15 protein-coding genes are annotated in these 13,685 nt (G+C 56.2%); 7 read left to right on the top strand and 8 right to left on the bottom strand.

From position 1 onward, the window contains the following. Window positions 1-797 (bottom strand): ATP phosphoribosyltransferase (locus tag KJ653_01410; GenBank protein MBU0684494.1); only part of this gene is annotated, 797 nt, incomplete at its 3' end. A 361-nt stretch (window positions 798-1,158) separates the two neighbouring features. Here KJ653_01410 and KJ653_01415 point away from each other — a divergent pair. Continuing rightward, window positions 1,159-2,475, top strand: coding sequence for a hypothetical protein (locus tag KJ653_01415; protein ID MBU0684495.1), 1,317 nt, complete (start codon window positions 1,159-1,161; stop codon window positions 2,473-2,475). On the opposite strand, the gene KJ653_01420 is transcribed toward KJ653_01415, so the two are convergent. The 3 genes from KJ653_01420 to KJ653_01430 form a co-directional block, all read right to left on the bottom strand. Then, the gene (locus tag KJ653_01420; GenBank protein ID MBU0684496.1) at window positions 2,472-2,639 is read right to left on the bottom strand and encodes a preprotein translocase subunit Sec61beta; all 168 of its coding nucleotides are present in this window, start codon (window positions 2,637-2,639) and stop codon (window positions 2,472-2,474) included. The genes KJ653_01415 and KJ653_01420 overlap by 4 nt on opposite strands. A gap of 116 nt (window positions 2,640-2,755) precedes the next feature. Further along, window positions 2,756-3,022, bottom strand: a complete 267-nt coding sequence (locus KJ653_01425; GenBank protein ID MBU0684497.1) for a hypothetical protein — start codon at window positions 3,020-3,022, stop codon at window positions 2,756-2,758. Window positions 3,023-3,111: 89 nt separating this feature from the next. Continuing rightward, window positions 3,112-3,792, bottom strand: a complete 681-nt coding sequence (locus tag KJ653_01430; protein MBU0684498.1) for a hypothetical protein — start codon at window positions 3,790-3,792, stop codon at window positions 3,112-3,114. A gap of 609 nt (window positions 3,793-4,401) precedes the next feature. Between KJ653_01430 and KJ653_01435 the strand changes: the two genes are divergently transcribed. The 4 genes from KJ653_01435 (at window position 4,402) to KJ653_01450 (ending at window position 7,792) form a co-directional block, all read left to right on the top strand. Further along, window positions 4,402-4,965 carry a response regulator gene (locus KJ653_01435; protein MBU0684499.1) on the top strand — a complete coding sequence of 188 codons (564 nt, stop codon included), beginning with the start codon at window positions 4,402-4,404 and terminating at the stop codon, window positions 4,963-4,965. Between the two features lie 154 nt (window positions 4,966-5,119). Continuing rightward, a complete protein-coding gene (gene lysS, locus KJ653_01440; protein MBU0684500.1) occupies window positions 5,120-6,604 on the top strand; it encodes a lysine--tRNA ligase in 1,485 nt (494 codons plus the stop codon). Between the two features lie 11 nt (window positions 6,605-6,615). Beyond that, window positions 6,616-7,464, top strand: coding sequence for a GNAT family N-acetyltransferase (locus KJ653_01445; GenBank protein ID MBU0684501.1), 849 nt, complete (start codon window positions 6,616-6,618; stop codon window positions 7,462-7,464). A 61-nt stretch (window positions 7,465-7,525) separates the two neighbouring features. Further along, a complete protein-coding gene (locus tag KJ653_01450; GenBank protein ID MBU0684502.1) occupies window positions 7,526-7,792 on the top strand; it encodes a hypothetical protein in 267 nt (88 codons plus the stop codon). Here KJ653_01450 and KJ653_01455 read toward each other — a convergent pair. Genes KJ653_01455 through KJ653_01465 form a run of 3 tightly spaced genes read right to left on the bottom strand, consistent with a single transcriptional unit; the run spans window position 7,777 to window position 10,735 of the window. Continuing rightward, window positions 7,777-8,667, bottom strand: a complete 891-nt coding sequence (locus KJ653_01455) for a pyruvate synthase subunit beta (protein ID MBU0684503.1) — start codon at window positions 8,665-8,667, stop codon at window positions 7,777-7,779. The two genes, KJ653_01450 and KJ653_01455, sit on opposite strands and share 16 nt — an antisense overlap. Beyond that, entirely contained in the window at window positions 8,664-9,845 is a 1,182-nt protein-coding gene (porA, locus tag KJ653_01460; protein MBU0684504.1) for a pyruvate ferredoxin oxidoreductase, read from the bottom strand. The genes KJ653_01455 and porA overlap by 4 nt, the downstream gene beginning before the upstream one ends. Window positions 9,846-9,850: 5 nt before the next feature. Next, window positions 9,851-10,735, bottom strand: coding sequence for a pyruvate ferredoxin oxidoreductase subunit gamma (locus KJ653_01465; protein MBU0684505.1), 885 nt, complete (start codon window positions 10,733-10,735; stop codon window positions 9,851-9,853). 270 nt (window positions 10,736-11,005) lie between these two features. On the opposite strand from KJ653_01465, the gene KJ653_01470 reads away from it, so the two are divergent. After that, a complete protein-coding gene (locus tag KJ653_01470) occupies window positions 11,006-13,231 on the top strand; it encodes a CDC48 family AAA ATPase (protein MBU0684506.1) in 2,226 nt (741 codons plus the stop codon). A 16-nt stretch (window positions 13,232-13,247) separates the two neighbouring features. Then, complete coding sequence (locus KJ653_01475; protein ID MBU0684507.1) at window positions 13,248-13,487, top strand: PRC-barrel domain-containing protein; 240 nt, start codon at window positions 13,248-13,250, stop codon at window positions 13,485-13,487. A 59-nt stretch (window positions 13,488-13,546) separates the two neighbouring features. On the opposite strand, the gene KJ653_01480 is transcribed toward KJ653_01475, so the two are convergent. After that, the gene (locus KJ653_01480; GenBank protein ID MBU0684508.1) at window positions 13,547-13,672 is read right to left on the bottom strand and encodes an SAP domain-containing protein; all 126 of its coding nucleotides are present in this window, start codon (window positions 13,670-13,672) and stop codon (window positions 13,547-13,549) included. Window positions 13,673-13,685: the final 13 nt, after the last annotated feature.

The raw sequence follows: 13,685 nt of genomic DNA on the forward strand, positions 1-13,685 counted from the left end.
ACACCGTTGACCTCGTCCTCGTTGGCGACAGCGTGGATAGCCACCATGTCCTCACGGCCCATGATGTTCATGATAGTGGGACCTGAGATCCCCGGCAGAAGGGTCTTCAGGCTGGGCATGCTCGCCTTTGGGACGTTCGCCATGAGATATCTCTTCCTGGAGGCGTTCATGACGCTCTCGACCGCGCTGGTCACCTCCTCGATCCTTGCTTGCTTCTCGGCCATCGATTTGGCGTTGGCGATCAGTACTGCCTTCGATTCGAGCACGACCCCGATCTCTTTCAGGTGGTTCAACTTCAGAGTGGAGCCGGTCTCCACCAGGTCGGTTATGACGTCAGCGAGCCCCACCTGAGGAGCGACCTCAGCGGCCCCTGACACCTCCGCCACGTTGACATCCTTGCCCATCTTGGCGAAGAACGCCCTCGTGAGATTGGGGAAGCAGGTGGCGACGGTGCAGCCGCTCACCACCTGTTCAATCTTCTCGATCGCCGAATCATCGGGAACCGCTACGACCAAGCGGCACTTGCCAAAGTCAAGGGGCATGAGGTTCTCAACATTCCTTCCTGCCTCCATCACGAGGTCGAGGCCAGTGATCCCGAGGTCGGCAACGCCCATCTCCACGAACTCGGGGATATCATGCGCCCGGGCAAGGAGTATCTGATACCTGCCCATGCCGAACTCCGCCAAGAGCGTCCGGTTGCTCGAGTCAGGGATCGGAAACCCTATCTTGTTCATCAGCCTGATCGCACTCTGGTTCAGCCTTCCCTTGTTCGGGATGGCTATCCTCACCGTCGTCACAAAGACACCTCCATCAATCCGACCCGGGTAAGGCGTCCATCCGACATGGCGTCGCCTGTTCCAGGGTATTTCAGAAACTGCTCTCTAGCGCACTTTCTAGGCCGGGTGAATCTACCCGTGAAGGCAATCATACACGACCGTAAGCTTTGCCATGTCCTTGCGCCTCGAGCAAGCAACTCAAGAATTGGATGATATATATGAGTTCCGGTCATGGCAGGGCACTCAAAGAGCATCCATGTACATCACGAGGGCATTATCGATTCGGATAACGAACACAATACGTTGATAAGCGAGAATCGTCTCTGGAACTAGGGTCGAATTCAGAGGATAATGGCGGTTTGACCTAAATCGTGGGAAAACGATGGACCAAGAAAAGGAAGAGAAACGCTACGACGATTTGAGAAATGTCGCCATCGCGAGCATACTTGAAGTCACATCGAACTTCCTATACGTCGAGAGTGTCGATCAGCTCCTGCAGAAGATCGTAAGGACGGTGTCCGAGACCTTCGGGTTGCGGACAGCGACGATCGGAATGCGCGAGAAGGACACTGGCCTATTCGTTGTCAGGGCCTGTCACGGTTTCGGGCCGGAACGAGAGGCTGACATCCGGAAAGTGAAATACACGATGACCCGGATGATGAGAGATCTCAAACCGGAGTTCAAAGTCGGTAGGAACACCTACTATGTTCCCGGAGAGACCACCGAACTTGAGGATGAGAACGATATGCTATTCGTCTCCCACCCGGAGAGAATCGATGTTCCCAGGCGCTTCCCCGACGAGTGGCACGAGCTCGATTACATAGATTTCCTGATGTACACAAAGACTGGCGATCTCTTGGGCTACCTCGAGATCGACGAGCCGGACGACCACAAGGTCCCAGGGGATGACACGCTAAGGGCCATCGAGGTGTTCTCCGACCTGGCTGCGATAGCGATCCAGAACGCGGAGCTGTACGATGAGCTGCATAAGGACAGGAAGAAGATCGAGCTCCTGATAGACCTGATAGGCCACGATGTCAACAACTACGTACAAGCGGTGAGCGGCTTCGTCGAGCTTGCGATGGCCAGACGGGGCGTTCCAGAGCCTTCGAGGAAGAGCCTAGGCAAAGCCCTTGACCAGATCTGGAACCTGAACAAGCTCGTGACGAACGTGAAGCTCTACGCGAAGGTCGAATCGTACGGAGACAAGAACCTGAAACCGATCGACCTCGTAGAGACCGTCAAGGAAGCGTATGCTGGAGCGGAATCCTACTTGCCGGGCAAGACGGTGAAGCTGGTTCTCACGGATGACGGTGTCCGCAAGATGTGTTTGATGAACGAGTTCGCTAATGACATCTTCCTGAACCTGTTCACGAACGCGATCAAGTTCGACCAGAACGAGAATGTGACAGTCGAAGTCGACATACAGCCAGTAAATGAGGACTTGAGGGATTGCTGGCTGGTCTCTGTGGCGGATCACGGGCCGGGAATCGATGACGAGATAAAACCGATGATCTTCGACAGGTTCACTCAGGGCGGGACATCCCTCTCTCTGGGCAGCGGCATCGGCCTCTATATCGCCAAAACACTTGTTGACTCGTACAAGGGAAGGATTTGGGCCGAGGACAGGGTCAAAGGCGACCGCTCACAGGGAACTGTCTTCAAGGTAATCATGCCGAAGGCGGTCGAAACCGCCTAGGTCGGGAAAAACACGCCCAGAGCTACGACTAGAACTGACACGGATATGCAGAGGCCAACGACCACCCACGGGTTGACCTTGAGTGCCTTGTCGTCTTCCGAGTCGAAGTATCTTATTAGACCGGCCGCAGAATGGAAGCCTTCTCCTTTCTTGTCTTTCGCCATATGTCCCGCAGGGACCTATTGAAGGGCTCCATATTTAAACATTTACGAGGACTGATTCTTCCGCCAGATGCCGGTTTCCAGCGATTCCAACATCAGGGGCTTTGCACAGAAATTACTCATGGGAGTGTTTTGCACATTAATTCGTCCTCCGCCAGAGCCTCGAAATCGACCTTGATCCCCGACTCGAACATCTCTTGGATAAGTACGCAGACATTGTGCACCAACGCCTTGCAGAGTACCTCATTGATTTGGGCGATGTCATTCTTTGATCGGAGATGCACGCCTTGCTTCCGCTTCATCATGCTGAATACTGACTCGGCATTGGACCTAAGGTGATAGTGCGCGAGGAATTCCTCTCTGTAATCTCTGTAGTACTGGTACATAGCCCTCCAAATCCCGGCAGTCTTGGATTTTATCGTTGAGTTCTTTTTGAAGAGGATATAGGGGAGTGCACCATGCTCGCTCACAATCGTCATGGATTCTCTCGTGGCTCTTGCCTCTTAAGAGGCGCGGATAGGGTCCCGAGACAATCGGGGCACTGCTCTGAAATTCCCCACTTCGGCCTCCACTCGCAACCACACTGCAGACATCTCAAATGCTCCCCCACCCACACGACCCTCCAGACACGCCAGATGTCGTGCTCGGGGCCCTCTAGGTCGTCCTCTCCTGGACCCTTTCCGTACAGACCCCGACCGACGATACTCCCGTCCTTCAGTGTGAGAACGAATTGCTTGGGCTGGTTCGTGGATAATATTCCAGAGCGAGAGAAGTCGATCATTTCGAAGCAGTCAAATTCCTCGGACGGATGGGAAAGGATGACATCCTTCATGAACCCGTCTTTCTGTCTGGTCCGATCATGCTCGTAGGCGTTAAGGATCTCAGCTAGCTTCTCGCCCACTTGCGAAATGGCAGAGACTATTGGCTCGACGGGGGGTGAGGGCTGTTCGTCACCTGGGCCTTGGGTGGGTGATGCCTGGTGGTTCTTGGCCTGCTTTCCTGCAGTACTCCGGTCAGGGTCTGCGAATCTCCACGACCACTCGTCCTTGTCCTTCATGAAAACGTTGCCGCAGCCAGGGCAGACGCATTCTTCGGTCGAGACGACGTGACCGCAAAGAGGACATTCCTTTCGCGGTGGTTCCTTGTCTTCGGACAAACAGATGCCCCATGCCCTGTGACGAGAGCCCTTGTACTACTGTATGCGTACAGGGATACATTAAGCTAGGCTACTGACTTCGTTGATTCTGGGGGGATTCTGGAAATCGGAAGGGATAACTAGCCCAGAGGATGATTACGCGTAGCAGATAATGCCCCCCAAAGATGACAGGATCACGATGAAGTTTGACAAGGCACTCTGGAGGAGGGTCGAGAGCCTGATCAAGTCCCATCCAGAATGGGGTGTAATCTCTGTGCCCGATTTTGTGCGCCGCGCGGTTGAGAATGAGATCAAAGCGAGGCAAGAAGAGGAATCTAATCGCGTGGTGACTCTTTGCCTCTCTCCTGGTAGTGAGGACAAGCGTCGCAAAGCCCCATGAAGAGCTGAGGACCGAATTGATCGATTCGCTCCTTGAGAGCTTTCTCGTCGAGCACGCAATCATTCGGCAGGATAAGCTTGATTCTAATCGGGCAAGAGAATTCGAGTATCCTCTCATTGGTCATCCGATGAGACCCTCCACGAGAACGAAGGTAGCTAATGAGAGGTATTTCTATCCAACTGTACAATTCCAGCCCCGGAGAGCCTGCCAACCTCAGTCAATGTTGGCGAATGGATTTATGTGCAGAATGCTCGTCTGCACATAAACTGGCCTATTTATGTGCAAAGCCAACATCAGGAAAACCATTATATAACGTACAAGATAATTGGAATAGCCCAGTCTGGCTCGGACGGACACCGAACCTTCTCTGGGCCAAAACGGTTGGCATCCAAGCGGTCGCCGACTTAGGAGGTCATACAATAGCTACGGTTTTCCTAGTCGACGATGAGAAGTTCATCGTTGACCTATACAGAGACATCCTGGAGGCGAACGGGCACACAGTCATCGGCGTGGCCTCCGACGGTGAAGAGGCCGTCCGGAAGTACAAGGACATGACGGAGAAGCCCGTGATAATAATCATGGACCAGAGGATGCCCGTCAAGGACGGCGTCAGAGCGACGCAGGAGATCCTGAAGATGGACCCCCAGGCCACCATATTCTTCGGCAGCGCGGACCTCCACATCGAGAAGGAGGCACGGGCGGCGGGAGCCAAAGGATTCTTGCTCAAACCCTTCAGGATAGAGGAGCTGCTGCAGGCGATCAGAGAGGCGGTAGGCTCCAAGTCTAAGAGTTAGCGAAGCCCGCGTTTTCTTGCAGGCTTCGACCGACAGACGAGGTGAGCAGTGTGAATGAAACAGAACGGAACATGGAGAGGAAACGCATGACCGGACTACTTTTAAGTAGACAGGCCGGAATGCAGACTGAGACGCCCCCGACGAGGGATGTGTGATGGCAGAGGACGAGAGCGACTTGAGAGCCGTCAGGAAGAACAAACTGAAGGATCTCAAGGAAAGAGGCCTGGACCCGTACCAGAAGTACAAATTCGTGAGGACCCACGACACGACGAAAATCAAGAAGGAGTTCGCAGGCGTTGGCGCAGAGCGGAGCCCAGTGGAGATCTCCACCGCGGGGAGGATCATGGGTCTGAGACTGCACGGCAAGGCAGGCTTCGCGGACCTGCAGGACCGGGACGGCAGGGTACAGGTCTACTTCAAGCTGGACGAGCTTGGCAAGGAGAGGTTCGACCTCTTCAAGTCGCTCGACAGGGGGGACATCGTAGGGATCAAGGGCCACGCGTTCAGGACGAAGATGGGCGAGACCACCGTTGCGATAACCGATTTCGAGATCCTGTCGAAGGCACTCGAGCCTTTCCCAGACACTTTCCACGGACTCCAAGATGTCCAGAACAGGTACAGGCGCAGGTACCTAGACCTCATCATGAACCAGGACGTCCGCCAGAACTTCATCAAGAGGAGCAGGATGGTCGCGTTCATGCGCGACTGGCTCAACGAACGGGGCTTCATAGAGGTAGAGACTCCCATCCTTCAGCCGCTCTACGGCGGCGCGCTAGCGAGGCCGTTCAAGACGCACCACAACTACCTGGACATGGACCTATACCTCAGGATAGCGACCGAGCTGTACCTGAAGAGGTGCATCGTTGGGGACCTGGAGAAGGTGTACGAGATAGGGCACAACTTCAGGAACGAGGACATAGACGCGCAGCACTACCCAGAGTACACCTCGATGGAGCTGTACGAGGCGTATGCGGACTACAACGACATCATGGACCTCACTGAGTCCTTGCTATACGACACCGCGATGCACATGCTGGGGACTGACAAGGTGCCGTACGGAGACAAGGTCCTGGACCTCTCGAAGCCGTGGGCCAGAATCACGATGCACGACGCGATCCAGAAGTACCTTGGCCTGGACATCGAGAAGCTGAAGACGGTCAAGGATGCCAGGGACGCGGCGGCCAAGCTCAGCGTCAGGGACGTCGATGAGTGCAACCAGCTCGGGCTGATAATGTTCGAGATATTCGACCAGAAAGTCCAACCATTCCTGATCAACCCGACCTTCGTCATCGACCACCCGATCGAGATCTCCCCACTCGCCAAGAGGAAGAGGGGAAACCCCGACCTTGTGGAACGGTTCGAGCTCTTCATCAACGGCTGGGAGTTCGCGAACGCCTATTCCGAGCTTAACGACCCTGAGGAGCAGGAGCAGAGGTTCAGGGAGCAGGACAGGCTCAAGCAAGAAGGGGACGACGAGGCCCATCCCATCGACATGGACTATGTCCAGGCGCTCGAGTGCGGCCTTCCGCCCACCGGAGGCCTCGGGATAGGCATCGATCGGTTCGCGATGATACTCACGAACTCGCAATCCATCAAAGAGGTCCTGCTATTCCCGCACATGAAGCCCGAGACGATCTAGAAGGTCCTAGGATGGGCGAGGGCATCGATGACATCAGGATAGAACACCTCGCTCAGGGACAGCTGGACGCGCTCATCGACGCCCAGAACAGGATATTCCAGGACTACATCATCCAGATCAAGTCCTCAAGGCAGTTCTTCCTGGACTTCCAGAGATCCGTAGGCGGCTCCCCAGCGGAGGTCCTCTTGGCCATGGATGGAGACACTATAGTCGGCTACGTCAACCCTGTCGTCGACCGAAAAGAGGGATGGATAGGCGGCATAGGGGTGCTGCGGGACTATCGCGGAAGAGGGATAGGCACCAAGCTAATGCTGGCGGCGGAGAGCGAGTTCCGCAGAAAAGGCGCGCACGAGATATCCCTTGAGGTAATAGAGGGCAACTTCAAGGCACAGAGGCTGTACGAGAGGCTGGGGTTTGTAGAGACGAGGAAATACCTTACGGCTGAGGGGAAACCGACTCGGTTCGAGGGGTTTGGACAGGCGCCCAAGGCAGCAACTCTTCCGGAGATACTGGCGCTTCACGACAGAGCGTACAAGGACACCTGCTGGCAGAGGAGGAAGCCTGCTGCATTGGTCGAATCCGCTCACGGAGGAGAGATGTACAAGGTAGACGGAGGTTTCGTCCTAGTACGGACGGTCGAGACGACCGGGTTCATACCCTTCTTGGGCGTGGTACCGGAGAAGCGAGGACAGGGCATCGGGACAACGCTGGCCAAGTTCGCTCTCACGAGGCTCCATGACATGGGTTCGTTCAAGATTGCCTTCTACAACATCAACGATGACATGCCCACGCTGCGCCTGCTGGATATGTTCGACTTCAAGGTCACGATGAAGCAGATTGAGATGAAGAAGGCCCTCTGAGGCAAAGAACGAGAACCCGACAAGTAAGGGGCAACGCTCCTATACTGAACCCGCGCTAGAATTGTCGTGTAGAACCATGTTCTCTCACTGCCCAGGGGCCAGGATATTCGCAGAGCCGATCCCGGAGCCCATCATCTGCCCTCATTGCGGCAAAGAGGTGGAGATATTCACCAACGAGCAGAGCATGAGATGCTACTTCTGCGGGGGCTTGGCGACCAGGGAGAGGCTTCCGAGCTGCTTCGACTGGTGCAAGTACGCCGACCTGTGCATGGCGGAGATCAAGGCCCAGCGAAAAGGGATTGAGCAGGTATCTCAGGCCCGGGACTGAGCGTACTTCTCGTCCGCCTGCCACTTCTTGGTGACCCAGTCCTGGAGCTTCTTAATGTCGGCCTCGGTCATGTGCCTGAACCTGCCCTGCAACTTCAGATATTCCTGGACAGGGGTCATCTTGGGCTTTCTGTTGATGGTGACCTTGCCGTTCTCGGATTCGTACAGGGTCCACATGCCGGTATCGACCGCGAGTTTGCAGATCTCGATTGTCTTCGAAGTATCGTGCCTCCACCCGGTCGGGCAGGGCGTGAAGACCTGGATGTACCTGAAGCCTTTGATCTTCTTGGCCTTCTCGAACTTGGTGATGAAGTCCTGGATGTGGCCGATGGATGCTGTCGCAACATAAGGCACGTTGTGGGCCATCATTATCTGTGGCATGTCCTTCTTGAAGTTGGACTTCCCAGCCTTGACCTTGCCCACAGGCGTGGTCGTCGTCCATGCACCGAACGGCGTTGACCCGGACCTCTGTATGCCGGTGTTCATGTAGGCCTCGTTGTCGTACATGACATAGAGGATGTCCTCGTTCCTCTCTGCGGCGCCGGAGAGCGCCTGGAAGCCGATGTCCGCCGTGCCGCCATCGCCCGCGATGCCCATCACCGTCGTGTGGTCATTGCCCCTAGCCTTCAGGGCGCGCTTCATGCCGGTCGCACACGCGGCCGTGTTCTCGAAGGCCACATGATGGTACGGTATCTTCAATGCGCTCAGCGGATATGTCGCGCTGAAGACCAGCAGGCAACAAGCGGGGGTGACTGCGACCGTGTCCTTGCCCAGGATCTTCATGAGATTCCTGACGGCGACGGCAGCGCCGCAGCCAGCGCATGCAGTGTGCCCTCTGGTGAACAGTTCCTCATCAGGCATCTCCTTCAGCTTCATTGCTCGACCCCCCTGGTGCCCATCCACGTTATCTCGCGCCTGACCTTGCCGGTCTTCGCGGCTTCGAGCAGGCGCTCGTACATGAACCTGACATCTGCAAGCGACACGTCCCTGCCTCCAAGACCGCCAATGAAGTTCATCGTTGGGACATTGAGTCCGTAAGCCGCGTTCCTGAACTCTATGAACGACGGCCCGGCAACTCCGTAAGACACGGCCCTGTCGAACACGCCGACCGCCTTGACCTTCTCGGCGATCTTCCTCAGCTGTGAAGTCGGGTAAGGCCTCCAGAACCTGAGCTTGACCAGGCCGACCTTCTTGCCCTCTTTGCGCATGTCGTCGACGACCTCGTGCGCTGTGGAGCTAGCCGTACCCAGAGTTATGAGCACCACATCCGCGTCATCGACCATGTATGGGTCGATCATGCCTCCGTGGTTCCTTCCGAGCTGCTTCGCGAAGGCTGCGTTGACCTCCTCGATGACCTTCGGAGCCGCTCTCATGGCCTTGTCCTGATTCCATCTGCACTCCATCATGTACTCTGGTGGAGTGAAAACGCCCACTACATTCGGATCCTCAGGATCGATAATCGGTCCCGGAGGAACGTACTTCGGCAAGAACTTGTCTGCATCCTCCTGATCCATGAGGTCGACTGGCTCAACCGTATGAGATAAGATGAATGCGTCCAGTCCCACCGTCATAGGCAGCGCGACCCGCTTGTCCTCCGCGATCCTGAAAGCCTGAATGACCATGTCCTGGACCTCCTGGTTGTTGTCGCAGAACACCTGAATCCAGCCGGAGTCCCTCTCCGGCATGATGTCATTGTGCTCCACCCAGATGTTGATTGGGGCGGCTATGGCCCGGTTGACGACCGCCATCACGACGGGCAACCTCATACCAGAAGCGATAGGGAGCAGCTCGTGCATCAGTGCAAGGCCTTGGGACGAGGTCGCGGTGAACGTCCGCACGCCCGTCGCGCTCGCAGATACGCAGGCGCTCATCGCTGAATGCTCGCTCTCCACTTCGACGTACTCGCAGTCCATCTCGCCGTTGTTGACGAACTCCGAAATGTGTTCAACTATGAATGTCTGAGGCGTGATCGGATAGGCAGCTACCATCTTCACCCTGGCCCTCATCGAGCCGTATGCCGCCGCGTAGTTGCCTGTGACGATCTTCTTAACCATCTATCTCACCTCACCATCTTGATGGCCTCAGCGGGGCACTCGTTGGCGCATATCCCGCAGCCCTTGCAGTAACCCATGTCAAAATCCATCCTGTCGCCATTCCTATCGATGCAGCCCTCTGGGCAGTAAAACCAGCAGAAGTTGCACATCGTGCACTTCTCCTTGTCGTACTCAGGCCTGAAAACTCGCCAGTTGCCGGTCTTATTCTCTCGGAACGAGCCCGGGCCAACCGTGCCGGCCTCGGTCTTCATCGGAATCGACGCCACACCCATAGGCAGCTCATTCACATCGGGCAACCATTTCTTCGCGGTCTTGAGCGGCCTGTGACCATGAGACTCCCCGAGGACGGTCCGATCATAGGCCACCCTGGCAGCCTTGGCGTTCAGGTCCCCGATCTTGGGACCCAACCTGTCCCCGAATACCTGGATGATGCCTTTCTCGATGGACTCGATCTTGACCAGGCCTGTTGCCTTCGCGATCGCACCCAGGATGGCAGAGTTGGTCGCAGGCTGCTTCAGGACCTCAAGGGCGACGGTCGTTGCATCGACCGTGGCCAGCTTGACATCTATGCCGACATCCACCTCCTCCGGCTTCTTCGCGGTGTTGACAATCACCATGCCGCCCTTCTTCAGCCCCTCGACCACGTTGACCGTGTCGACAAGGCCCTCGTCGAGAATTACGACGAAATCAGGCTCGTAGACCTGGGTCTTCCTGTAGATCCTCTTCTTGTCAATCCTCGTGAACGCCAGCACAGGTGCGCCACGCCTCTCAGCTCCGAAAAATGGGAAGGCAGTGGCGTAGCCGCCCTCTTGGAAGGCCGCACTCGCGAGTGCTTGCGCCGCCATGACTGCGCCTTGACCGCCGCGGCCATGGAATCGTACCTCGTACATCCTATAAGCCTCGCGAACGTTTTGTATGAATAGACCCGCCTTAAGTCTTTCGGGGTAACTGGTATTGCTCGGGGCGGGGTGACTAGATATGAGCGTTTTCTCGAATAGGGCGCCCCAGGGAACATGTCAATCCGAGCATCGAGAATTGGACCATCAGAATAGGTAGGAATCGACGGGAACGCCGTGCGAGAAGCGGTTCGGAGTCCGAAGAAAACTGTTGCCCTAGGACAGTGCAAACCTTTTTGGATGAATCAACGGATTAAGACTGGAATGACGCAGAAGAAGCCGCCAGAAGGGTTGACTCTCAAAGTCGCTCGTGCGCACCATCAATCCGAGGTCGGCCTGGGAAGGGCTCGGATCGATTCTGTCACTCGGAAGAAGCTCAATGTGGATGTCGGAGAGATCATCGAGATAGTGGGGAAGAAGAAGACCGCCGCGAAAGTCTTCCGGGCAGCTAATGAGGACGAAGGGCTAGGCGTGATCCGGATCGACGGTATGATCAGGGGCAATGCGGGCGTATCGATCGGAGAGAAAGTCGTGATCAACAAGGCCGAGGTCCAGAACGCCCAGAAGATCATCGTTGCGCCCAAGATACCCCAGGGCAAAAGGGTCAGGTTCGGGCAAGGGGTCGAGGGGCTATTCAAGAAGGGCCTCCTGAACCGCGCGCTGGTCAAGGGGGACGAGATCATCATCCCCAACATCGCCCTTATGGGTGGATTCCTGCCGTTCGTGGTAGTCTCCACGACTCCGAGCGGAATAGTCCAGGTCAACGAAGGCACAGAGCTATCCGTGAAGACGGAGCCGGTCGAGGTCACCAAAATCGATCGGCCCTCCGTCACCTATGAGGACATAGGAGGGCTCGAGGATGAGCTACAGAGGATCCGGGAGATGATAGAGCTGCCTTTGAAGCACCCGGAGATTTTCTCGAGGCTTGGCATCGACCCTCCCAAAGGAGTCCTGCTCTACGGTCCGCCAGGCACAGGCAAGACTCTCATCGCGCGGGCCGTAGCCAACGAGGCAGGTGCAAACTTCTATGCAATCCAGGGACCGGAGATCATGTCCAAGTTCTACGGTCAGAGTGAAGAACGTCTAAGGGACATGTTCACGGAGGCCGAGAAGAACTCCCCGTCCGTGATATTCATCGACGAATTCGATTCAATCGCACCCAAAAGGGATGAAGTCCAGGGAGAGGTCGAGAGACGCGTGGTCGCTCAGCTCCTCACACTCATGGATGGTCTCACCGAAAGGGGCAATGTCATTGTCATTGCGGCTACGAACAGGGAAGGCGCCATCGACCCAGCACTCAGAAGGCCGGGAAGATTTGACAGGGAGATTGAGATCGGAGTCCCGACCGCGGCCGGACGCGCTGAGATCCTTCAAATCCACACGAGAGGCATGCCGCTAGACGAAGGAGTCCAGATGGATCACATTGGGAAGATCACCCACGGATTCGTCGGTGCGGACTTGGCAGCCCTCGCGAGGGAGGCGGCCATGAAAACGCTCAGAAGGTACCTCCCCGAGATCGACCTCGAGAAAGCCATCCCTGTCGAGATACTTGAGAAAATGAAGGTGACCGCTCAGGACTTCAACGATGCCCTCAAGGAGATCGAGCCTAGCGCCATGAGGGAGGTCTTCATCGAGGTGCCCAGGGTGACATGGGCCGATGTCGGAGGACTTGAGGGGGTCAAGAGACAGCTGCACGAGGCCCTTGAGCTGCCAATGGAGGACCCGGAATCGTTCACCAGGATGGGTATACGGCCGCCGAAGGGCGTTCTTCTCTTTGGGGCACCTGGGACCGGCAAGACGCTGCTCGCCAGGGCCGTCGCCACCGAGTCGAAGGCGAACTTCATCTCAATCAAGGGTCCAGAGATCATGTCAAAGTGGGTGGGGGAGAGCGAGAAGGCCATCCGGATGATATTCAAGAAGGCAAAACAAGTCTCTCCTTCCATAGTGTTCCTTGACGAGATCGACTCAATCGCGCCGAAGAGGGGAAGCCACTTCGACTCCGGCGCCACAGAGAGAGTGGTCAATCAACTGCTAACCTCAATGGACGGGTTGGAGGACATGGAGAATGTGTTTGTCATAGCTGCCACGAACAGGCCCGATATTATCGACCCCGCACAGCTGCGGCCTGGCAGATTCGACAAGCTGCTGCTCATCCCGGTTCCCGACGAGCAAACGAGGCTCAAGATCCTGCAGGTACACACCAAGGAAATGCCGCTGGAGAATGTGGACCTGGCGGTCCTCGGGAAACGGCTGGACGGCTATGTCGGTGCGGACATAGAGAACCTGTGTCGGGAGGCCGCGCTGGCGGCCCTGAGGAAGAACAGGGCCGCTACTAAGGTCACCACAGAGCATTTCGAGGAGGCACTGGCATCAGTCAAGCAGTCGACCGATTCCGAGACCGAGAAGTACTACGAATCGATGTTCAGGCAGATGAAGACCGCAATCTCTAAGAAGAGCAAAGATGATTCGTTGTTGGGCTACTACAGATAGCTGGAATGGGATGCTAATGCGAAAATTCATCACAGAACTGAAGGGCAAGACCGTGATGACGAACGACGGCCAGATCCTTGGAATGATAGAGAACTTCATAATGGACACGAAGACCGGAGCGCTTCAGAACGTCCTCGTGATTCCAGCCGAGGAGGTCGAGCCGAGGCTGTTCAAGACGGACGGCCAGGGAAGGCTCGTGCTGCCCTTCAGCGAGATGAAGGCTGTCCGTGACGTAGTCGTCATGAATATCGGCTGATCCGTTACTGCGCGTCTGCTTGTGATAGAAGAATGGCCGTCAGCGTGAGCGCTGGGTGGTCACTTCTTGGGTTTCTTCCCTTTGACCTTCAGTATCCTCAGAATGAGGTCTGCCCGTGTGCCGCGCGGGCTTAGACCGAGGGACTCGCAAATGGCTTCGAGCTCCTGCTTGCGCATCTCGCGCAGAGAGCTCTCGGAA

Source organism: Candidatus Thermoplasmatota archaeon, from assembly GCA_018814355.1.
Lineage (GTDB): Archaea > Thermoplasmatota > Thermoplasmata > UBA10834 > UBA10834 > COMBO-56-21.